This window comes from Phenylobacterium sp. (genome assembly GCF_019636135.1).
Taxonomy (GTDB): Bacteria; Pseudomonadota; Alphaproteobacteria; order Caulobacterales; family Caulobacteraceae; genus Phenylobacterium.
On sequence record NZ_JAHBYD010000010.1, the window covers coordinates 25,862 to 42,969 of the forward strand.

Sequence of the window (17,108 nt, forward strand, 5' to 3'; positions counted from 1 at the left end):
AACGGCCGGGGAGCCGCCGCCGTCCCCGGCGTCGACAGCCCCCGCGACCCTCGCTAACACCGGCGCATGAGCATCGGCGTGTTCGATTCCGGCGTCGGCGGGCTGACCGTTCACCACCGGCTGGTGGAGCGGTTCCCGGACGCCGACTTCGTCTACCTGGCCGACCAGGCGAACGCGCCCTACGGCGGCCGCTCGGGCGAGGAGATCGTCGAGCTGACGAAGGCCGGGGCGAAGCGGCTGTTCGACGAGGGCTGCGACCTGGTCGTGCTGGCCTGCAACACGGCCGCCAGCGTGGCGCTGCGCCGCCTGCAGCAGACCTGGTTGCCCGGCTATCGGCGCGAGTTGGGCCGGCCGATCAACGTGCTGGGGATCGTCGTGCCGACTATCGAGGCGGCCACCGGCCTGCCCTGGGAGCACGAGGCGCAGTGGCGCGAGGAGAAGGCCGAGAAGCTGGAGATCCTGGGCGTCTTCTCGACGCCGGCGACCACCAGGAGCCGCGTCTACGAGATCGAGATCGACAAGCGCCGGCAGGACGTCGCCGTCTTCTCCGAGCCCTGCCCGGAACTGGCGCGGATGATCGAGGAGAACGCGCCGCGCGACGAGTTGGCCAGGGTCGTCGAGGGCCACGTGAAGGCGCTCGCAACCCGCATCGGCCGGGCGCCGGACCGGGCCATCCTCGGCTGCACCCACTACGAGATCGTGGCCGACCTCTTCCAGGCCGCGCTCCCGCCCGGCACGCTGCTGATCCGCCAGCCCGACGCCACGGCCGATGCGCTGGCCCGCTACTTCGAGCGCCACCCCGAATTCCAGACCGGAACCGGCGCCGTTCGTCGCTTCCTGACCACCGGCGAGCCGCGCGCCCAGAACAGCCTGGTTGAGACCTTCTGGGGGGCGCCGCTAAGCTTCGAGCCGGCCTGAGGAGGCAAGGGCATGAGAGCTTGGATCGCGGGGGCGCTCGTCGCCCTGTCGCTCGCGGGCGCGGCGCAGGCCGAGGTGGTCGACACCAACGCCAACGGGTTCCGCCTGCGGTCGGTCGTCCAGATCGAGGCGCCGCCCGAGAGGGTGTTCGACGCCATCGGCGAGCTCGGCCAGTGGTGGGACAGCGAGCACAGCTATTCCGGCGACGCGAAGAACATCGTCTTCCCGCTGAAGGCCGGCGGCTGCTGGTGCGAGACGATCCCCGGCGGCGGCGGCGTGCAGCACGGGACGGTCGTGCTGGCCTGGCGCGAGAAGGGCCTGATCCGGGCGCATGCCGCCCTGGGGCCGCTGCAGGACGAGGGCGTGTCGGCGGCGCTGTTCTTCCAGTTGAAGCCCAAGGACGGCGGAACCGAGATGACCGTCACCTACAACGTGGGCGGCGCGCGGGACTACGTCCTGAAGGCCGCGCCCGGCGTCGACGGCGTGCTGACCGGCGGCTGGGCCCGCCTCAAGCGCTACGTCGAGACCGGCAAGCCCTGAACCTGCCGTCATCCCCGGCTTGTCCGGGCCATGACGTTCAGGATGTAGGCGAAGACGCGCGCGCGGCCGCCGACAGCGCCTCGTCCAGCCGCACGCCTTCCGCATAGGGCGCGAGGTCGGGCGTGGGCGGCCCGCAGGCGCCCATGCCGGGCTCGGGCAGCGGCGCGCCGATGCGGGTCTCCACCGGGAAGACGCCGGACCAGGCGGTCCAGCCGTGGTCGGCGGGCAAGTCGGCGACGCCGGTGCGGCGCACCTTCGCCGAGGCCTCCTCGATCTCCATCTCGACCATGGCGGTGGCGGCCACCTCCTCGTCGGTGGCCGGCCGCAGCTTCACCGGCCGGCCCGCGTAGAGGCGGTCGATGAAGTTGTTCAGGGCGTCCCGCCGCGCCTCGATCCCCTCCACCAGCCTCGCGCGGCCGAAGGCCATCACCGAGCGGTAGTTCAGCGAATGCACCATGCCCGAGCGCCCGACGATGAAGCCGTCGAGGAAGCTGACGGTGACGCAGACCGGCACGCCTTCGCCCACCACGCCCAGCATCCGGTTCATCGCCGAGCCGTGCCAGTAGAGCTTGCGGCCCTCGCGCCAGTAGGCGGTGGGCGTGACGTAGGGCTGGCCGTCGATCGCGTAGCCGACGTGCGCCATCACCCCGGCGTCGAGGATCCCGTAGACGGTGGCCTCGTCGTAGGCCGCCCGCTGCGGCCTGCGCCGCACCCGCGAGCGCTCGGTGGGGACAAAGGCGTTCATGGCGGCGCTTCCTTCCTGGCCGCGGGCTACGCCTTGTGTGGTCTGCCGGACAGGTCCAATTTCGACGCCTCCGACAGACCAATCGCGAGCGTCCGGATGAGCTGGGCCGACATCTACCCGTGGCGCGCGCCCGAGGCCGGCGGGCCGGTGATCCGCCAGGTCTACGACCAGGTCCGCGAGGCGATCCACGAGGGCGCGCTGAAGCCGGGCGGCCGCCTGCCCTCCAGCCGCGACCTGGCCCGGCGCCTGGGCGTCGCGCGCGCCTCCGTGGTCGCGGCCTACGACCGGTTGCTGGCGGAGGGCTACGCCGAGGGCCGCCGGGGGTCGGGCACCTACGTGTCGGGCGACCTCTCGGGCGTGGTCGACCTGAAGCCGGCGCGGGCCGCTGATGAAGGGCCGGCGGCGGGCGAGGCCGCGCAGGCGGCCATGGGCTTCGCGCCGCTGGCGATGGCGTCGCAGGCCTTCTCCAACGGCCGCACCTTGATGGACGCCCGCGCCCTGGACGAATGGTCGAAATCGACGCGGCGCGCGCTGCGGGTGCTGGACCCGATCCACTTCGGCTATGCCGAGCCGGCGGGCGACCTGAAGCTGCGCGCCGCCGTCGCCGACTACCTGCGCGCCGCCCGTGGCGTGGTCTGCACGCCCGACCAGATCCTGATCACCTCGGGCGCGCAGCAGGCCACCGACCTGTCGCTGCGCGCGCTGCTGGCGCCGGGCGACGAGGTCTGGCTGGAGGACCCCGGCTACCAGCCCACCTGGCACGCGGCCCGGACCGCAGGCGCGAAGGGCGTGGCCGTGCCGGTCGACCGCCACGGCCTGATCGTGCAGGCGGGCGTCGCCAAGGCGCCGCGCGCCCGGGCGGCGTTCGTCACGCCCTCGCACCAGTTCCCGTTCGGCGTGGCGATGTCGATGGCGCGCCGGCTGGAGCTGGTCGCCTGGGCGCGCGAGGCGAAGGCCTGGATCGTCGAGGATGACTATGCCGCCGAGTTCCGCTACGCGGGCGCGCCCCTGCCGGCGCTACAGGGCCTCGATGGCGGCGAGCGCGTCGTCTACGTCGGCACGTTCAACAAGTCGCTCTTCCCGGGCATCCGCCTGGGTTATGTGGTGGCGCCGCGCGAGCTGGTCGGGAAGCTCTCGGCCCTGCGCCGCCTCACCGACCGCCAGCCGCCGACGCTCACCCAGGCGATCGTGCTCGACTTCATGGAAAGCGGCCATTTCGCGGCCCACATCCGCCGCCGCCGCCTCGCCTACAAGGCCCAGCGCGACGCGCTCGCCGAGACGCTGAACCGCAGGCTCGGCCACATCCTGGACGTCGACACGCCCGACCAGGGCATGCACCTGATCGCCTACCTGAGGGACGGCCGCCCGGACGTGGAGGTCGAGGCCAGGGCCGCGACCCGCGGCGTGACGGCCCGCGCCATCAGCCCCCTCTTCCACGACGAAACGCCGAGGCGCGGCCTGCTCCTCGGCTTCACGGGATTTCCGGTCCAGGCGATGGCCGGCGGCGTGGCGAAGCTCGCCGCCGTGCTGGAGGGCTAGGCCGCCAAGTCCTCAAGCCGCCAGGGCGGTCTCGGCCGCGACGATGCGGCTGGCGGCGTTGACCACGGCGGCGATGCGGAGCGCCGCCTGGATCTGCTGGGCCGGGACGCCGTGCTTCTTCAGCTCGGCCTCGTGGGCGTCGAGGCACATGCCGCAGCCGTTCACGGCCGAGACCGCCGTCGACCACAGCTCGAAGTCGGCCTTGTCGACGCCCGGGTTCGCCAGCACGTTCATGCGCAGGCGGGCCGGAAGGGTCTTGTATTCGCCGTTCGAGAGCAGGTGCAGCGAGCGGTAGTAGACGTTGTTCATGCCCATGATCGCCGCGGCGGACTTGGCGGCGGTCTTGGCCTCGGGCGACAGGCCGGCCGCGTCGGCGGCGGCCTCGATGGCCCGGATCACGGAAGGTTCGCCTACCGCATGGGCGGACGCGACGAAGGCGCCCCACTTCTGCTGGTCGGAAAGCACGGTCTCGGAGGCGAGGCTGCCGAGGTTCAGGCTGATGTCCTTGGCGTAGGCGGGCAGCGCGTCGCGCAGGGTGTCGAGCGACATCTCGTCGTCTCCAGGCATTCGGGAAAATGAAAGATCCGGGGGCGCTCGAGGGGGAAAGGAGCACCCCCGGACAGTCGCTGAGGCGGCGGGTGTGTTACGCCGCCTTCAGGGTCTCGCCGCCAACCGAGCGGTTGCACGGGCAGAGCTCGTCGGTCTGGAGCGCGTCCAGGACGCGCAGCGTGTCCTGCGGGTTGCGCCCCACGTTCAGGTTGGTGACGTAGACGTGCTGCACCACGTTGTCGGGATCGACGATGAAGGTGGCGCGCTGGGCGACGCCTTCTTCCACGTTCAGCACGCCCAGGTCGCGGGCAAACCGGCCGCCGTTGTCGGCGAAGTTCCAGATCGCCAGCTCGTTCAGGTCCGGGTGCTCGCGGCGCCAGCCGAGCTTGGAATGCTCGTTGTCGGTCGAACCGCCCAGGACGACGGCGTCACGGTCGGCGAATTCGCGGTTCAGGCGAGCGAACTCGGCGATCTCGGTCGGGCAGACGAAGGTGAAGTCCTTCGGGTAGAAGAAGATGACCTTCCACTGGCCCGGGAAGCTCTCCTTGGTCAGCGTCTCGAAGGCGCTCTCGCCCTTCTCTTCGTGGCGCATGAACTTCGGCTTCACGCCGACGATCTTGAAGTCGGGAAGGGTCTGGCCAACGCTCAGCAAGTGACAACTCCTTGAAATGATTGGCGGCGTGCGGGGAGGCAGCGCCGCTGCCGGTGAGATAGGGGGTTGCGCCCCAGAGCGCCAATCGATTGTTTTTGAGATTGAGATAGGGCGGGTCTATGATCCCGTTCGGCCGCCGCGCCCCGGATCAGGTCCGGGCGCCCTGTCGGCCGGGACCACGGGTTTTCAAGGCATGCTGCCCACCATCCGCCAACTCCAGTACCTGAAGCTGCTCGCCGAGCACGGCGCGTTCGGAAAGGCGGCCGAAGCCGCGCACGTCACCCAGCCGACGCTGTCGGCCGGCATCCAGGAGCTGGAGCGCACGCTGGGCGCGCCGGTGGTCGACCGGGCGCGGACCGGCGTGATCCTGACGCCGGTGGGCGAGGAAGCGCTCAGGCGCGCCACCGTCATCCTCAACGAGGCCGAGGAACTGGTGGAGGCGGCGAAGAACGCCGGCCAGCCGCTCACCGGCCGCTTCCGCCTGGGCGTGATCCCGACGATCGCGCCGTTCCTGCTGCCCGGCGTGCTGCCGCTGCTGCGCCAGCGCTTCCCCAAGCTGCGGCTCTTCCTGCGCGAGGACCTGACCCAGCGCCTGATCGCGCAGTTGAAGGCGGGCCGCCTGGACGCGGCGCTCATCGCCCTGCCGTTCGACACCGCCGGGCTGGAATGGGCCCACGTCAGCGACGACGAGCTGCTGGCCGCCGTTCCCGCCGACCATCCGCTGGCGCGCGAGGCCACCGCCAGCCCGGAGGCGATGGAGCGGGAGAACCTGATCCTGCTCGAGGACGGCCACTGCCTGCGCGAGCACGCGCTGTCGGCCTGCAAGCTCAACCCGCCGCGCGCGGGGATCGGCGAGGAGCCGTTCGCGGCCACCTCGCTGCCGACCCTGGTGCAGATGGTGGGCTCGGGCCTGGGCGTGACCTTCCTGCCGCAGATGGCCGTGAGCGCCGGCCTCGCCGACGCCGCCCACGTCGCGGTGAAGCCGCTGGCCGCCGATCACGCCGCCCGCGAGATCGTCGTCGCCTGGCGCGCCGGCTCCAACCGCCGCGCCGAAGGCCGCCTGCTCGCCGAGGTGCTGAAGGAGGCGTAGGGCGGCCCTCCTTTCCCGCTTGCGGGAAAAGGGGGACCGCACGCCGAGGTCGGCGCCAGCCGGCCGTAGAGCGGGGGGGTGGAAAGGGCAAGCGGCTGCAGAGCGGTTCGACCGGGTTGTGGGGGGCACGCCGAGCGTGAGGCTTTCCCTCTCCACCGCCCGCTCTTCGGCCTACGGCCTTGGCGAGCGGTCCCCCTCTCCCGCTCGCGGGAGAGGCAGGATTTCGACTGTATCGAAAAAGCGCTTGCGGGCCGGAACGGTTTCGATGTATCTGAACTTCAGACATATCGAAACTAGGTCTAAATCACATGCACAGACACTTCCACGAACACAGACTTCATCGCGGCCGTCACGGCTGGGGCGGCCACGGCGGGCGCCATGAGCGCGGCGAGCGCCACGGCCGCCGCTTCGGCCGGTTCTTCGAGCACGGCGACCTGCGCTACGTGGTCCTGGCCCTGCTCGCCGAGCGGTCGCGCCACGGCTACGAGCTGATCAAGGAGCTGGAGGACCGCACCGGCGGCGCCTACCGCCCCTCGCCGGGCGTGGTCTATCCCACGCTCGCCATGCTCGAGGACGAGGGCATGATCCGCCAGACGGCGGGCGACGGCGGCCGCAAGCAGTTCGAGATCACCGACGCCGGCCGCGCCGAACTGGAGAACCACAAAGCCACCGTCGAGGCGCTCTTCGCCCGCATGGACGAGGCCGGCCGCGCGTCGGGCCCCGGCCGCCCCCGCGTGGGCCGGGCCATGATGAACCTCGGCATGGCGCTCAAGAACCGGATGGCCCGGGGCTGCTCGGAAGACGAGCTCGACCGGATCGTCTCGATGATCGACGACACCGCCGCGGCGATCGAACGCTCTTAGGCAGATCCTCCCCCGATCCGCTTCCTGCCTGGGCCTCCGCGCGAGCGGGGCCCTCTTTTTGCGCGCGGGTGGCTTTCGCCTATATAGCCGGCCGCCATGAGCCGTCCGTTCCTGAAGATGAACGGGCTCGGCAACGACTTCGTCGTGGTCGAGACCCGCAGCGCCCCGTTCGAGCCGACGGCCGACGAGGTGCGCGCCATCGCCGACCGCGAGACAGGCGTCGGCTGCGACCAGTTGATCGCCATCGACCGGGCCGAGGGCGCCGACGCGCGCGTGCGCTTCTGGAACGCCGACGGCGAGGCGGTGGGCGCCTGCGGGAACGGGACCCGCTGCGTCGGCTGGCTGCTCATGCAGTCGACCGGCAAGGACGAGGCGGTGATGGAGACGGCGGCCGGCCGCCTCGTCGCCACCCGCGCCGGCGAGCGGCTGGTCAGCGTCGACATGGGCGAGCCGCGGCTGGACTGGCGCGAGATCCCGCTGGCCGAGGAACACGACACCGCGGCGCTGCCGGTCCCGCTCTACCCGCACGCCGACCTGATGGCGCCGCCCGGATGCGTCTCCATGGGCAACCCGCACGTGGTGTTCTTCGTGCCGGAGGTCGCGCAGGCGCCGGTCGCCGAGGCCGGGCCGGTGGTCGAGGCGCACCCGCTGTTCCCCGAGCACGTCAACGTGGGCTTCGCCGAGATCAGGGCGCCCGACCGCATCCGCCTCAGGGTCTGGGAGCGCGGCGCGGGGCTGACGAAGGCCTGCGGCACCGGCGCCTGCGCGGCGCTGGTGGCCGCGGCGCGGCGGGGCCTCACCGGCCGGCACGCGACGATGGAGCTGGACGGCGGCGAACTCTTCGTCGAATGGCGCGCCGACGGCCACGTGATCATGACCGGCCCGGCCGCCGTCGACTTCGCGGGCGAGCTGCCATGAGCGATCCGGCGCAGGCGCCGCGGCCGCGGGCCTGGTGGGTGGCGCTGCTGCTCAACCTGCTGTTCCCGCCGGCGGGCTATGCCTACGTGGGCGCCTGGATGGCCGTGGCCGTCACGCTGCTGGTCATCGTCACCGTGCCCATCCTGGTGATGGTGGCGACGCTGGAGTACCCGCCCGGCTTCTACGCCGCGGGGATGGGGCCGGCGATCTGGGCCAGCCTCGCGGTGCTCGCGATCCTGGGGCTGCATGCCGCGCTGCTGGCCCGCCGCGCGCCGGGGCGGACGGGGCCGCAACTGCCGCACGGCCTGCTCTACATGGCGCCCTGGGCGGCGGCCTTCGCGGTGAACCTGGCGTTCAACGCCTACTGGCCCAACCCGGCCTACGCGATCTCGTCGGAGGCCATGCAGCCCACGCTCCAGCCCGGCGACGTGCTGGCGGTCGAGGGCGCGCGCAACACCTGCAAGGCCGACCCGAAGCCCGGCGACGTCGTGCTCTACCGCGCGGGCGCGGCCCACTATCTGATGCGCGTGGTGGCGGGGCCGGGCCAGCGCGTGATGATGGCGTCCGGCCAGCTCTTCATCGACGGCAAGCCCGTCGAGCGGAAGGTCGTGGGCGCGACGCGGGTCATGGAGACGCCGCTGCCGGTCGAGATCGTCGAGGAGACGCTGGCCGACGGCGCGCGCTACCGCACCATCGACTTCGGCCCGGACGGCGCGCTCGACACGCTGCGCGAGGTCACGGTCCCGGCGGGGGCGTGGTATGTCCTGGGCGACAACCGCGACAACGCCGCCGACTCCCGCGTCCACGGGCCGGTGGCGGCGCGCGACATCTGTGCGGTGGGCCTGAAGCTGCTGTCGAGCAAGGACGGAACCCGTGTCGGCCAACGACCCTGAGCGCGGGCGCCCAGGCCTGGAGCCCGGCGCGGCGGACATCCGCGAAGACGCCGCCGACGCCGACGTGCGCATCGTCACCTTCGGCTGCCGCCTGAACGCCTACGAGAGCGAGGTCATCAGGAAGCGCGCCGCCGAGGACGGGCTGACCGACGCCGTGGTCTTCAACACCTGCGCGGTGACGGGCGAGGCCGTGCGCCAGGCGCGCCAGGCGATCCGCAAGGCGCGGCGCGAGCGGCCGGGCGCGAAGCTGATCGTCACGGGCTGCGCCGCGCAGATCGACCCCGCCGCCTTCGGCGCCATGCCCGAGGTGGACCTGGTCCTGGGCAACGCGGAGAAGAGCGCGGCGGGCGCCTATGCCCCGCAAGCCGAGCCGATGAAGGTCCGCGTCAACGACATCATGAGCGTGCGCGAGACCGCCGGCCACCTGATCGACGGGCTGAAGGACCGGGCGCGGGCCTATGTCGAGGTGCAGAACGGCTGCGACCACCGCTGCACCTTCTGCATCATCCCCTACGGCCGCGGGAACTCGCGCTCGGCGCCGGCCGGCGAGGTGGTCGAGCAGGTGCGCAAGCTGACGGCCCAGGGCTACCGCGAAGTGGTGCTGACCGGCGTGGACGTCACGAGCTGGGGCGCCGACCTGCCGGGCCGGCCGACGCTGGGCCAGCTCGTGGCGCGCATCCTGAAGCTGGTCCCCGAGTTGCCGCGGCTGCGCCTGTCGTCGATCGACGCCGCCGAGATCGACCCCGACCTGATGCGCTGCCTGGCCGAGGAGCCGCGGCTGATGCCCTACCTGCACCTGTCGCTGCAGGCAGGCGACGACATGATCCTGAAGCGGATGAAGCGGCGGCACAGCCGCGCCGACGCGCTGAAGCTGGTGCGCGAGGTGCGCGCGGTCAGGCCCGATACGGCGTTCGGCGCCGACCTGATCGCAGGCTTCCCGACCGAGACCGACGAGATGTTCGCCAACACGCTGAAGCTGGTCGAGGAGGCCGATCTCGCCTTCCTGCACGTCTTCCCGTTCAGCCCACGGCCCGGCACGCCCGCGGCGCGCATCCCGCCGGTGAAGCGCGACGTGGTGAAGGCCCGGGCTGCCGCCCTGCGCACAGCGGGCGAGGCGGCGCTGGCGCGGCATCTGGGCCGGCAGGCGGGCCGCGTGCTGTCGGGCCTGGTGGAGCGGCCGGGCGTGGCGCGGGCCGAGGACTTCACCGAGATCGCGTTCACGGGCGAGGCGCCGGTGGGCGAGGTGGTCCGCCTGCGCGTGATCGGACACGACGGCCGGCGCGTGCTGGCCGAGACCCTGGCGATGGAGGCGGCATGAGTTTCGCGGGCGGATGCCAATGCGGCGCGGTGCGGTTCGAGGCGGGGCGGCTGGGCCGCGCCAGCATCTGCCACTGCCGGATGTGCCAGAAGGCGACGGGCGGGTTCTTCGGGCCCTACGTCGACGTGTTCGAATTCGCCTGGACGAAGGGGCCGCCGCAGTATTTCGCGAGCTCGGCGGCGGTGAAGCGCGGCTTCTGCGCGGCCTGCGGCACGCCGCTCAGCTTCGAGATGGGCGAGAACCGCGGCGTCTCGATCGGTGCGCTGGACGACCCGGAGCTTGCGCCGCCCGCCACCCAACTGGTGTGGCCTGAGAAGCTCTCGTACGTGGACCACCTGGGCGACCTGCCGCACTGGACCAACCCGAAGACCGGCCAGAGCCCGTCCGAGACCTTCGCTAACGTGAAGTCGAACCAGGACCATCCTTCCTAGCTCGTCATCCCCCGGCTTGTCCGGGGGACCCATTGGGCTGTGAGCCGGCCGGAGTCTTGGGCGGCGACGCCGCGCATCGTCGTAAGCTCACAGCCCAGTGGGTGGCCCGGACAAGCCGGGCCATGACGTTCAGGGGCGTTCAGGGACGTTCAGGAGGGGGCGCATCGGGTGGCGTCCGTCCCGGGAAGCCCGGCATCCGCCAGCCGAACAGCATGGCGCCGGCGCGCAGCGCGAAGGCGCAGAGGAAGCCCACGACGCCGGCGACGGTGGCGGCCACGCCCATGGCGTCCAGGCCCACGAAGGCGCCCGCGCCCAGCAGGGCCGGAGTGATGTAGAGTTCGCGCTTCAAGAGGATCGACGGCTCCTCGGCCAGGACGTCGCGGATGATGCCGCCGAAGGCCGCGGTCAGCACGCCCATCACGATGGCCGAGAGCGGCGGCACGCCCATGGACAGCGACTTCAGCGCGCCCACGACGCAGTAGGCGGCCATGCCCAGCGCATCCAGCCAGTTCAGCATCCGCTCCCCGCGCCGGCCCCAGCCGAACACCCAGATCGCGGCGGCCGCGGCCACGCACACGGCCACGTACTGCGGCTTGGCCACCCAGAAGACCGGCGCGCCGATCAGGAGGTCGCGCAGGGTGCCGCCGCCCACGCCGGTGACGGCGGCGAAGAAGCCGAAGGTGATGATGTCGTGCTTGCGCCGCGCGGCCGCCAGCGCGCCGGTCGCGCCGAACACGGCGACGGCGGCGTAGTCGAGCACCATCAGGGTCGTGGAAAGCGCGTCCATTCGTCCCTTGATGCGGTGGCGCGTGACGCGGGGCAAGTCGCCCGCTAGAAGGCGCGCCCATGTCTGAACCCAAACGCGGCTGGTTCGCGCGACTTACCGAAGGGCTGACCAAGTCGTCGAAGCAGATGGGCGAGCAGATCGCCCAGGTGTTCGTCGCCAAGGAGCCGCTCACCCAGGCCAAGCTCGACGAGCTGGAGGAGATGCTGATCGAGGCCGACCTCGGCCCGCATTCGGCCGCGCGCATCACCGAGCGCTTCGCCGCCGAGAAGTTCGGCAAGGACGTCGACGAGGCCGAGATCCGCGAGGCGCTGGGCAAGGCGATCGGCGAGGAGCTGTCGAGCCGCGAGGGGTCGTTCGACCCGCTCTCGGGGCCGCGGCCGTATGTCGTGCTGTTCATCGGCGTGAACGGCTCGGGCAAGACCACCACCCTGGGCAAGGTCGCCACCGACCTGCGCCGGCGCGGCGCCAAGGTGCTGGTGGTGGCGGGTGACACCTTCCGCGCGGCGGCGGTGGAGCAGCTCAAGGTTTGGGCCGAGCGGGCCGGGGCCGACTTCCTGGGCCGCCCGACGGGATCGGATGCGGCCGGCCTCGCGTTCGACGCCGTGCAGAAGGCCAGGGACGAGGGTTACGACGTGGTGCTCGTCGATACCGCCGGCCGGTTGCAGAACAAGCAGGGCCTGATGGACGAGCTTCTGAAGATCATCCGCGTGGTGAAGAAGGTCGACCCTGACGCGCCGCACGAAACGCTGCTGGTGCTGGACGCCACGGTGGGCCGCAACGCGCTGGCCCAGGAGAACATCTTCGGCAACCAGATCGGCGTCTCGGGCATCGTGATGACCAAGCTGGACGGCACGGCGCGCGGCGGCGTGCTGGTGCCCGTGGCCCAGGCGTCGGACAGCCCCATCAAGCTGATCGGCGTGGGCGAGGGCGTGGACGACCTGCAGCCCTTCGATGCGCGCGCGTTCGCCCGCGGCCTGGTGGGCCTTTCGGAGCCGGTGCGATGAGCGATGCCAGCAAGCGGCACTGGGTGCGCTGGTTCGTCGACTATTCGGCGCTGGCGGTGTTCCTCGTGGCCTTCTTCGCGACCGGCCGCGACCTGCAGAAGGCGACCTGGGCGCTGGTGGCCGGCTCGGCGCTCGCGCTGGCGGTGGGCCTGGCGGTCGAGCGGCGGATCGCGCCGTTCCCGGCCATCGCCGGCGGCGCGGCGCTGCTGTTCGGCGGCCTGTCGCTGCTGTTCCACGACCCGCGGGTGCTGAAGATCAAGCCGACGGTCATGAACGGCCTCTTCGGCGCCGCCCTGTTCGGCGGCCTCCTGCTGGGCAAGAACCCGCTGAAGCTGGTGCTGGCCGACGCGTTCGAGATGCCCAACGACGTGTGGCGGACGCTGACGGTCCGCTACGGGCTGATGTTCTTCGCGCTCGCGGCGCTGAACGAGGCGGTCTGGCGCACGCAATCCGACGCGACCTGGGTGCTCTTTCGCTTCCCCGGCCTGATGATCCTGACGCTGGTCTTCACGCTGACGCAGGTGCCGCTTCTGATGAAGTACGTGAAGGCCGAGGACATGCCCCCGCCGCCGACCGAGTAGGCTCAGCCCTTCGGGAAGCAGATGTTGGCGGGGCGCAGGTGCGGGGTCGCGAGGCGGCTGTAGGACGGGTCCGGCAGGCCGCCCACGATCAGGTCGAGAAGCTCGGCGCCGCCGCCCGCGGGCGGCGGCTCGCCGTAGAGCTGGCGCCACAGGGCGGCAGCCTCCTCGTAGATGCGCTCGTTCCGTCCCATCGCACTGACAATTGGCCGTATCTGGCTACAGAACCCGGAAGATGGACAGGCGTTCCCGGATAAATTGTAGTTAATTGCGCGGCTTAGCCGTGGAACCCGCGGCGGTGGGCTAGACCCGGATGTCGATCAGCGAGCCGGGCCGCAGGATCTTCTGGGGCGCCTCGGCCGGTTGGACCGCCGCCGTGCGGAGCGCGGGCTGGGCGGTGGACGTCGCGGCCATGGGGGCGGCGGGCTGCGTGGGCGCGCCGGCCTGGCGCAGCGCCGCGTCGAAGAAGGCGCGCGCAGCGGCGGCCTTGGCCGGGTCCTGGGGCTGGGCCTGGGGGCCGTGGCCGCCGGGCGGCAGGAGGTCGGGGCGGATCGTCGTCACGGGTCGCCAACATGGTTAACGGAGCGCAGGCGCAAACTGCCGCTTCGTCCTCAACGCCGGGTTAACGCGCGCGGTTCGCGAGGTTCTGGGCGGCGGCCTCGTCCAGCGGGCCGGTGTGCTTGTCCAGCACCTTGCCGTCGCGGCCGATCAGGTAGGTCTCGGGCACGCCCGTGACGCCGAAATCGACGCCCGCCCGGCCGTCGCGGTCGACCAGGACCTGCGCGAACGGATCGCCGAGGCGGGTGAGGAAGGCCCGGGTGTTGGTGGGGGCGTCCTTGTAGGCGATGCCGACGACGCGGACGCCGCGGCCCTTCAGGCCCATCAGCACCGGGTGCTCGATCTCGCAGGGAGCGCACCAGGAGGCGAAGAAGTTGACCAGGATCGGCCCTTCGGAGGCGGCCGCCGCCGGGATGCGCACCGGCTGGCCCCCGGCGAGCGCAGGCAGCGTCAGGTCCGGGACCTGGCGGCCGACGAGCGCCTTGGGCTGCACCTGCGGGTCGCGCTTCAGGGCGAAGACATAGAAGAGCCCGCCCAGCGCCACGAGCGCCACGAGCGGCAGGGCGGCCAGCCAGCGGCTCACCCTACTTCGCGCCCTTCGGGCGCTTCGAAGGGCAAGTCCGATGGAGGGCCTGTTCTCCGGAGCCTTGGCGAAGGCGGGTCACTTTCCGTCCAGTTCCTCGAAGCGCCTTTTCCAGCGGGCGGCGTGGGCGAGCGCGCTCCAGGCCATCGCGGCGAAGACGATCCCCGTGACGGCGAAGGCCGGGACGATGAACTCGGCGTACTTGAAGTCGAACATCGGGCCCCTTCTCTCAGGCTCTCGCAGCCCGGAGCGCGGCGGCCTCGGCGCGGCGGCGCCAGACCTCGCCGCGGATACGCACCAGCCAGAGCGACCCGAAGGCGGCCATGTAGGCGAGCGCCATGATCAGCAGCGGGTGCAGGAAGACGGGCGCCAGCGTCGGCCCGTCGGCGCGGAACACCGACGCGCCCTGGTGCAGCGTGTTCCACCATTCGACGCTGAAGTGGACGATGGGCAGGTTGACCGCGCCGACCAGCGCCAGGATGGCGGCCGCGCGCGCGGCCTTGGCCTCGTCGTCGAGCGAGGCCCGCAGCGCCATGTAGGCGAGGTAGAGCAGGAACAGCACCAGCACCGACGTCAGCCGCGCGTCCCAGACCCAGTAGGCGCCCCACATCGGCCGACCCCAGAGCGAGCCCGTGACCAGCGCCAGGAAGGTGAAGGCCGCGCCCAGGGGAGCGGCGGCCTGGGCCGCGGCGTCGGCCAGCACGTGGCGGAAGATCAGCGACAGGAAGCTCGCCCCCGCCAGGCAGACGTAGATGAACATGCACAGCCACGCGGCGGGCACGTGGATGAACATGATCCGGACCGTCTGGCCCTGCTGGTAGTCGTCGGGGACATTGAAGCCCAGCGTCAGGCCCCAGGCGGCGAGGCCCAGCGCGACCGCGCCGAGCAGCGGGGCCGCCCAGCGCGAGAACGCCATGAAGCGCTCGGGATTCGACAGGAAGGCGGGCGCCCAGCTCATGCCCTTCGCATAGGGCCGGCGCGCCCGCGTCGCAAGCCGGCTGGCGCTACCAGCGTGGCGGCGCGGGCGGGACCGGCGGCACGGGCGGAATCGGCGGGGCGTGCGCCACGCGCACCGGCAGGATCATGGGCCCCACCGACGGGCCGACCATCATCAGGATCGGCATGCCGTCGAAGGCCTTCTTCTGCTGGGCGTCGAGCTGCGCGTAGAAGGCCTTGATGGCGGCGATCCTGCGGTTGGCCTCGGCCTGCTGGGCGGCCATCCGCGACTGCATGTCGTCGAGGCGTTGCAGGGTGCTGCGGCCGCTGTCGCGATCGTGGTCGAAGCGCACCATCGTATCCTTGCCGTCGGGGCGTCGCGTCGCGGCGAGGAAGGCGGCGAGCGCCGGCTTCTGGTCGGCGCGGAGCTTCAGGGCGTCGGTGAGGTGATCCTCGCGGTCCATGCCCCGCGAGACGTAGATGAGATCGCCGTCGCGGCGGGCGGCGCGGGCCGCTTCGAGGGCGGCGTCGCGCACACGTTCCCCCGCCTCGCGGGCCCGTTCGCCGGCTTCCCGCGCGCGCTCGGCGGCGGCGCGGGCGCGGTCCTGGGCGTCCTCGCGGGCTTCGCGGGCGTTGTCGCGCGCCTCCCGCGCCCGGTCCTGAGCCTCCCGGGCGATGTTGCGGCCGTCCTCGACGGCGGCGCGCGCGTCGGCTTCGGCCTGGCGGGCGGCGTCCTCGGGTCCGTAGGCGGCGGCGACCGCGGCCCCGGCGCACAGGGCGAGGGCGGCGCCGGCCAGCAGCCAGGTCTTCGTGGGGGTCATGTCTGCGTGTCCTGCAAGAGGCGGGATTCCCTTCGCCGCCAGCATGCGGCGTGGAGCGCAGGAGGCCAGTTAAGCTTTGGTCATGCTCACGAAAGCGCATTGCGGCAGGCCGCCGCCATGGCGACCGGGCCGATCGCGAGCGCCCCCAGGGCGTAGGCGCCCAGCAAGGCGAAGCCGCCGCTCCAGGGCAGCCCGCCGGCGAAGGCGTCGAGCACCCCGCCGCCGAAGATCACCGGCGGCACGAAGAGCGGCAGCACGATCACCGCCGTCAGCAACCCGCCCCGCCGCGCGCCCAGGCTGAGCGCCGCGCCGATCCCGCCCACGAACGCGAAGGCGAGACCGCCCAGCAGCGCGCAGGCGAAGGCCAGCGGCGCGAGGTCCGGGCCGGCGCCCAGCGAGATGGCGGCGATGGGCGCCGCCAGCGCCAGCGGCGCGCCGTTGGCCAGCCACTGGCCCAGGCACTTGATCAGGCAGGTGAGCTCCAGCGGGACCGGCGAGAGGAAGAGCTGGTCCAGCGCCCCGTCCTCGTAGTCGCGCTCGAAGAGGCGTTCGAGGCTGAGCAGCGAGGCCAGCGCCAGGGCCACCCAGGCCGCGCCCGGCGCGATGGCGGCGAGGCGCGTGGGCTCCGAGCCGATGGCGAGCGGCAGGAAGGTGGTGACCCCGGCGTAGAAGCCCACGGCCACCAGCGGCCCGCCGCCGCGGCCCCAGGCCAGCGCCGTCTCGCGGCCGAGCAGGGCGAGGAGCCGGCTCACGCGGGCAGCTCCAGGCTCACCGTCGGGATCGGCAGGGGGTCGTGTACGGCGGCCAGGATCAGGCCGCCGCCGTCGAGGTGCCGGCGCATCAGGTCGCCGAACGCCTCGCGCCAGCGGGCGTCGAGGGGGCTCAGGGGCTCGTCCAGCAGCCAGAGCGCCCGCGGCGCGGCCAGCAGGCGCGCCATCGCGAGCCGCCGCCGCTGGCCGGCGGACAGGCGGCGCACCTCCAGCGGCAGCAGGGTGTCCAGTTCGAGCGTCCGGGCCGCCTCGCGGGCCGACGCGTCGGTCCCGCCGCACCAGCGGCTCCAGAACGCCAGCTCCTCGGCCGCCGTCCGCGACGGCTTCAGCCCGTCGGCATGGCCCACCATGTGCAGGCCGCCGCCCCGCGCCGCCTCGACGTCCGCCGCGCCGAACCCGATCGACCCCGCCTCCAGGCGCACGAACCCGGCCACGGCCCGCAGCAGGCTGGTCTTCCCCGACCCGTTCGGCCCCGTCAGCGCACACGCCTGCCCCGCCGCCAACTCCAGCGACACCCCCTCGAACAGCAGCCGCCCGCCCCGGCGGATCGCGGTGTCCTTGATGGAAAGCGCAGTGATCAAGTGAGCGCCCCTGATTCAACCGCGGAGATCGCGG

23 protein-coding genes are annotated in these 17,108 nt (G+C 72.3%); 11 read left to right on the forward strand and 12 right to left on the reverse strand.

What is annotated here, in order from left to right; all coding sequences use genetic code 11:
* The first annotated feature begins 66 nt into the window (after window positions 1-66).
* Together KF737_RS08810 and KF737_RS08815 are read left to right on the forward strand one after the other, a co-directional pair.
* The gene (locus KF737_RS08810) at window positions 67-918 is read left to right on the forward strand and encodes a glutamate racemase (RefSeq protein WP_296453192.1); all 852 of its coding nucleotides are present in this window, start codon (window positions 67-69) and stop codon (window positions 916-918) included.
* 12 nt (window positions 919-930) lie between these two features.
* A complete protein-coding gene (locus tag KF737_RS08815) occupies window positions 931-1,458 on the forward strand; it encodes an SRPBCC domain-containing protein (RefSeq protein WP_296453194.1) in 528 nt (175 codons plus the stop codon).
* 37 nt (window positions 1,459-1,495) lie between these two features.
* Here the strand turns inward: KF737_RS08815 and KF737_RS08820 are convergent, their stop codons facing one another.
* Window positions 1,496-2,203 carry a pyridoxamine 5'-phosphate oxidase family protein gene (locus KF737_RS08820; RefSeq protein WP_296453197.1) on the reverse strand — a complete coding sequence of 236 codons (708 nt, stop codon included), beginning with the start codon at window positions 2,201-2,203 and terminating at the stop codon, window positions 1,496-1,498.
* A 96-nt stretch (window positions 2,204-2,299) separates the two neighbouring features.
* On the opposite strand from KF737_RS08820, the gene KF737_RS08825 reads away from it, so the two are divergent.
* Window positions 2,300-3,742 carry a PLP-dependent aminotransferase family protein gene (locus tag KF737_RS08825; protein ID WP_296453200.1) on the forward strand — a complete coding sequence of 481 codons (1,443 nt, stop codon included), beginning with the start codon at window positions 2,300-2,302 and terminating at the stop codon, window positions 3,740-3,742.
* A 12-nt stretch (window positions 3,743-3,754) separates the two neighbouring features.
* Here the strand turns inward: KF737_RS08825 and KF737_RS08830 are convergent, their stop codons facing one another.
* Window positions 3,755-4,291, reverse strand: a complete 537-nt coding sequence (locus KF737_RS08830; protein ID WP_296453203.1) for a carboxymuconolactone decarboxylase family protein — start codon at window positions 4,289-4,291, stop codon at window positions 3,755-3,757.
* A 94-nt stretch (window positions 4,292-4,385) separates the two neighbouring features.
* Window positions 4,386-4,943: a peroxiredoxin gene (locus tag KF737_RS08835; RefSeq protein ID WP_296453206.1), complete on the reverse strand. Its 558-nt coding sequence runs from the start codon at window positions 4,941-4,943 to the stop codon at window positions 4,386-4,388.
* Window positions 4,944-5,136: 193 nt separating this feature from the next.
* Here KF737_RS08835 and KF737_RS08840 point away from each other — a divergent pair, with 193 nt between their 5' ends.
* The 6 genes from KF737_RS08840 to KF737_RS08865 all read left to right on the forward strand — a co-directional run bounded on the left by KF737_RS08840 (window position 5,137) and on the right by KF737_RS08865 (window position 10,456).
* Complete coding sequence (locus tag KF737_RS08840; RefSeq protein ID WP_296453208.1) at window positions 5,137-6,033, forward strand: hydrogen peroxide-inducible genes activator; 897 nt, start codon at window positions 5,137-5,139, stop codon at window positions 6,031-6,033.
* 308 nt (window positions 6,034-6,341) lie between these two features.
* Window positions 6,342-6,896, forward strand: coding sequence for a PadR family transcriptional regulator (locus KF737_RS08845; protein ID WP_296453212.1), 555 nt, complete (start codon window positions 6,342-6,344; stop codon window positions 6,894-6,896).
* A 96-nt stretch (window positions 6,897-6,992) separates the two neighbouring features.
* Window positions 6,993-7,814 carry a diaminopimelate epimerase gene (gene dapF, locus KF737_RS08850; RefSeq protein WP_296453215.1) on the forward strand — a complete coding sequence of 274 codons (822 nt, stop codon included), beginning with the start codon at window positions 6,993-6,995 and terminating at the stop codon, window positions 7,812-7,814.
* The gene (lepB, locus tag KF737_RS08855; protein WP_296453218.1) at window positions 7,811-8,707 is read left to right on the forward strand and encodes a signal peptidase I; all 897 of its coding nucleotides are present in this window, start codon (window positions 7,811-7,813) and stop codon (window positions 8,705-8,707) included. The genes dapF and lepB overlap by 4 nt, the downstream gene beginning before the upstream one ends.
* A 16-nt stretch (window positions 8,708-8,723) precedes the next feature.
* Window positions 8,724-10,025 (forward strand): tRNA (N(6)-L-threonylcarbamoyladenosine(37)-C(2))-methylthiotransferase MtaB, encoded by a 1,302-nt coding sequence (gene mtaB, locus KF737_RS08860; protein WP_367273222.1) that lies wholly within the window; start codon window positions 8,724-8,726, stop codon window positions 10,023-10,025.
* Window positions 10,022-10,456, forward strand: a complete 435-nt coding sequence (locus KF737_RS08865) for a GFA family protein (RefSeq protein WP_296453220.1) — start codon at window positions 10,022-10,024, stop codon at window positions 10,454-10,456. The genes mtaB and KF737_RS08865 overlap by 4 nt, the downstream gene beginning before the upstream one ends.
* 139 nt (window positions 10,457-10,595) lie before the next feature.
* Here KF737_RS08865 and KF737_RS08870 read toward each other — a convergent pair whose 3' ends face one another.
* Window positions 10,596-11,243 carry a trimeric intracellular cation channel family protein gene (locus KF737_RS08870; RefSeq protein ID WP_296453223.1) on the reverse strand — a complete coding sequence of 216 codons (648 nt, stop codon included), beginning with the start codon at window positions 11,241-11,243 and terminating at the stop codon, window positions 10,596-10,598.
* A gap of 59 nt (window positions 11,244-11,302) precedes the next feature.
* Here KF737_RS08870 and ftsY point away from each other — a divergent pair, with 59 nt between their 5' ends.
* Together ftsY and KF737_RS08880 are read left to right on the forward strand one after the other, a co-directional pair.
* Window positions 11,303-12,247 carry a signal recognition particle-docking protein FtsY gene (gene ftsY, locus KF737_RS08875; RefSeq protein ID WP_296453226.1) on the forward strand — a complete coding sequence of 315 codons (945 nt, stop codon included), beginning with the start codon at window positions 11,303-11,305 and terminating at the stop codon, window positions 12,245-12,247.
* Window positions 12,244-12,828: a septation protein IspZ gene (locus KF737_RS08880; protein ID WP_296453229.1), complete on the forward strand. Its 585-nt coding sequence runs from the start codon at window positions 12,244-12,246 to the stop codon at window positions 12,826-12,828. The genes ftsY and KF737_RS08880 overlap by 4 nt, the downstream gene beginning before the upstream one ends.
* A 2-nt stretch (window positions 12,829-12,830) precedes the next feature.
* Here KF737_RS08880 and KF737_RS08885 read toward each other — a convergent pair whose 3' ends face one another.
* From KF737_RS08885 to ccmA, 8 genes are all read right to left on the reverse strand, one after another.
* On the reverse strand, window positions 12,831-13,019 hold the full coding sequence (locus KF737_RS08885; RefSeq protein ID WP_296453232.1) for a hypothetical protein: 189 nt from the start codon (window positions 13,017-13,019) through the stop codon (window positions 12,831-12,833).
* A gap of 109 nt (window positions 13,020-13,128) precedes the next feature.
* Window positions 13,129-13,386 carry a hypothetical protein gene (locus tag KF737_RS08890; protein WP_296453235.1) on the reverse strand — a complete coding sequence of 86 codons (258 nt, stop codon included), beginning with the start codon at window positions 13,384-13,386 and terminating at the stop codon, window positions 13,129-13,131.
* 61 nt (window positions 13,387-13,447) lie between these two features.
* Entirely contained in the window at window positions 13,448-13,966 is a 519-nt protein-coding gene (locus tag KF737_RS08895; RefSeq protein ID WP_296453242.1) for a DsbE family thiol:disulfide interchange protein, read from the reverse strand.
* A 78-nt stretch (window positions 13,967-14,044) separates the two neighbouring features.
* Window positions 14,045-14,182: a heme exporter protein CcmD gene (locus KF737_RS08900; protein WP_296453245.1), complete on the reverse strand. Its 138-nt coding sequence runs from the start codon at window positions 14,180-14,182 to the stop codon at window positions 14,045-14,047.
* 13 nt (window positions 14,183-14,195) lie between these two features.
* Window positions 14,196-14,924, reverse strand: a complete 729-nt coding sequence (gene ccmC / locus KF737_RS08905; RefSeq protein ID WP_296453248.1) for a heme ABC transporter permease CcmC — start codon at window positions 14,922-14,924, stop codon at window positions 14,196-14,198.
* 46 nt (window positions 14,925-14,970) lie between these two features.
* Entirely contained in the window at window positions 14,971-15,723 is a 753-nt protein-coding gene (locus KF737_RS08910; RefSeq protein ID WP_296453252.1) for a Spy/CpxP family protein refolding chaperone, read from the reverse strand.
* A gap of 86 nt (window positions 15,724-15,809) precedes the next feature.
* Window positions 15,810-16,475, reverse strand: coding sequence for a heme exporter protein CcmB (gene ccmB, locus KF737_RS08915; RefSeq protein WP_296453254.1), 666 nt, complete (start codon window positions 16,473-16,475; stop codon window positions 15,810-15,812).
* Window positions 16,472-17,074, reverse strand: a complete 603-nt coding sequence (gene ccmA, locus KF737_RS08920; RefSeq protein ID WP_296453257.1) for a heme ABC exporter ATP-binding protein CcmA — start codon at window positions 17,072-17,074, stop codon at window positions 16,472-16,474. Before ccmA ends, ccmB begins: the two co-directional genes overlap by 4 nt.
* Window positions 17,075-17,108: the final 34 nt, after the last annotated feature.

What these genes read in the sequence shown, in the direction of transcription:
- KF737_RS08810 (WP_296453192.1), top strand. Translation starts at nt 67, where the DNA reads ATGAGCATCGGCGTGTTCGATTCCGGCGTCGGCGGGCTGACCGTTCAC.
- KF737_RS08815 (WP_296453194.1), top strand. Translation starts at nt 931, where the DNA reads ATGAGAGCTTGGATCGCGGGGGCGCTCGTCGCCCTGTCGCTCGCGGGC.
- KF737_RS08820 (WP_296453197.1), bottom strand. Translation starts at nt 2,203, where the DNA reads ATGAACGCCTTTGTCCCCACCGAGCGCTCGCGGGTGCGGCGCAGGCCG.
- KF737_RS08825 (WP_296453200.1), top strand. Translation starts at nt 2,300, where the DNA reads ATGAGCTGGGCCGACATCTACCCGTGGCGCGCGCCCGAGGCCGGCGGG.
- KF737_RS08830 (WP_296453203.1), bottom strand. Translation starts at nt 4,291, where the DNA reads ATGTCGCTCGACACCCTGCGCGACGCGCTGCCCGCCTACGCCAAGGAC.
- KF737_RS08840 (WP_296453208.1), top strand. Translation starts at nt 5,137, where the DNA reads ATGCTGCCCACCATCCGCCAACTCCAGTACCTGAAGCTGCTCGCCGAG.
- KF737_RS08845 (WP_296453212.1), top strand. Translation starts at nt 6,342, where the DNA reads ATGCACAGACACTTCCACGAACACAGACTTCATCGCGGCCGTCACGGC.
- dapF (WP_296453215.1), top strand. Translation starts at nt 6,993, where the DNA reads ATGAGCCGTCCGTTCCTGAAGATGAACGGGCTCGGCAACGACTTCGTC.
- lepB (WP_296453218.1), top strand. Translation starts at nt 7,811, where the DNA reads ATGAGCGATCCGGCGCAGGCGCCGCGGCCGCGGGCCTGGTGGGTGGCG.
- KF737_RS08865 (WP_296453220.1), top strand. Translation starts at nt 10,022, where the DNA reads ATGAGTTTCGCGGGCGGATGCCAATGCGGCGCGGTGCGGTTCGAGGCG.
- KF737_RS08870 (WP_296453223.1), bottom strand. Translation starts at nt 11,243, where the DNA reads ATGGACGCGCTTTCCACGACCCTGATGGTGCTCGACTACGCCGCCGTC.
- ftsY (WP_296453226.1), top strand. Translation starts at nt 11,303, where the DNA reads ATGTCTGAACCCAAACGCGGCTGGTTCGCGCGACTTACCGAAGGGCTG.
- KF737_RS08880 (WP_296453229.1), top strand. Translation starts at nt 12,244, where the DNA reads ATGAGCGATGCCAGCAAGCGGCACTGGGTGCGCTGGTTCGTCGACTAT.
- KF737_RS08885 (WP_296453232.1), bottom strand. Translation starts at nt 13,019, where the DNA reads ATGGGACGGAACGAGCGCATCTACGAGGAGGCTGCCGCCCTGTGGCGC.
- KF737_RS08900 (WP_296453245.1), bottom strand. Translation starts at nt 14,182, where the DNA reads ATGTTCGACTTCAAGTACGCCGAGTTCATCGTCCCGGCCTTCGCCGTC.
- ccmC (WP_296453248.1), bottom strand. Translation starts at nt 14,924, where the DNA reads ATGAGCTGGGCGCCCGCCTTCCTGTCGAATCCCGAGCGCTTCATGGCG.
- KF737_RS08910 (WP_296453252.1), bottom strand. Translation starts at nt 15,723, where the DNA reads ATGACCCCCACGAAGACCTGGCTGCTGGCCGGCGCCGCCCTCGCCCTG.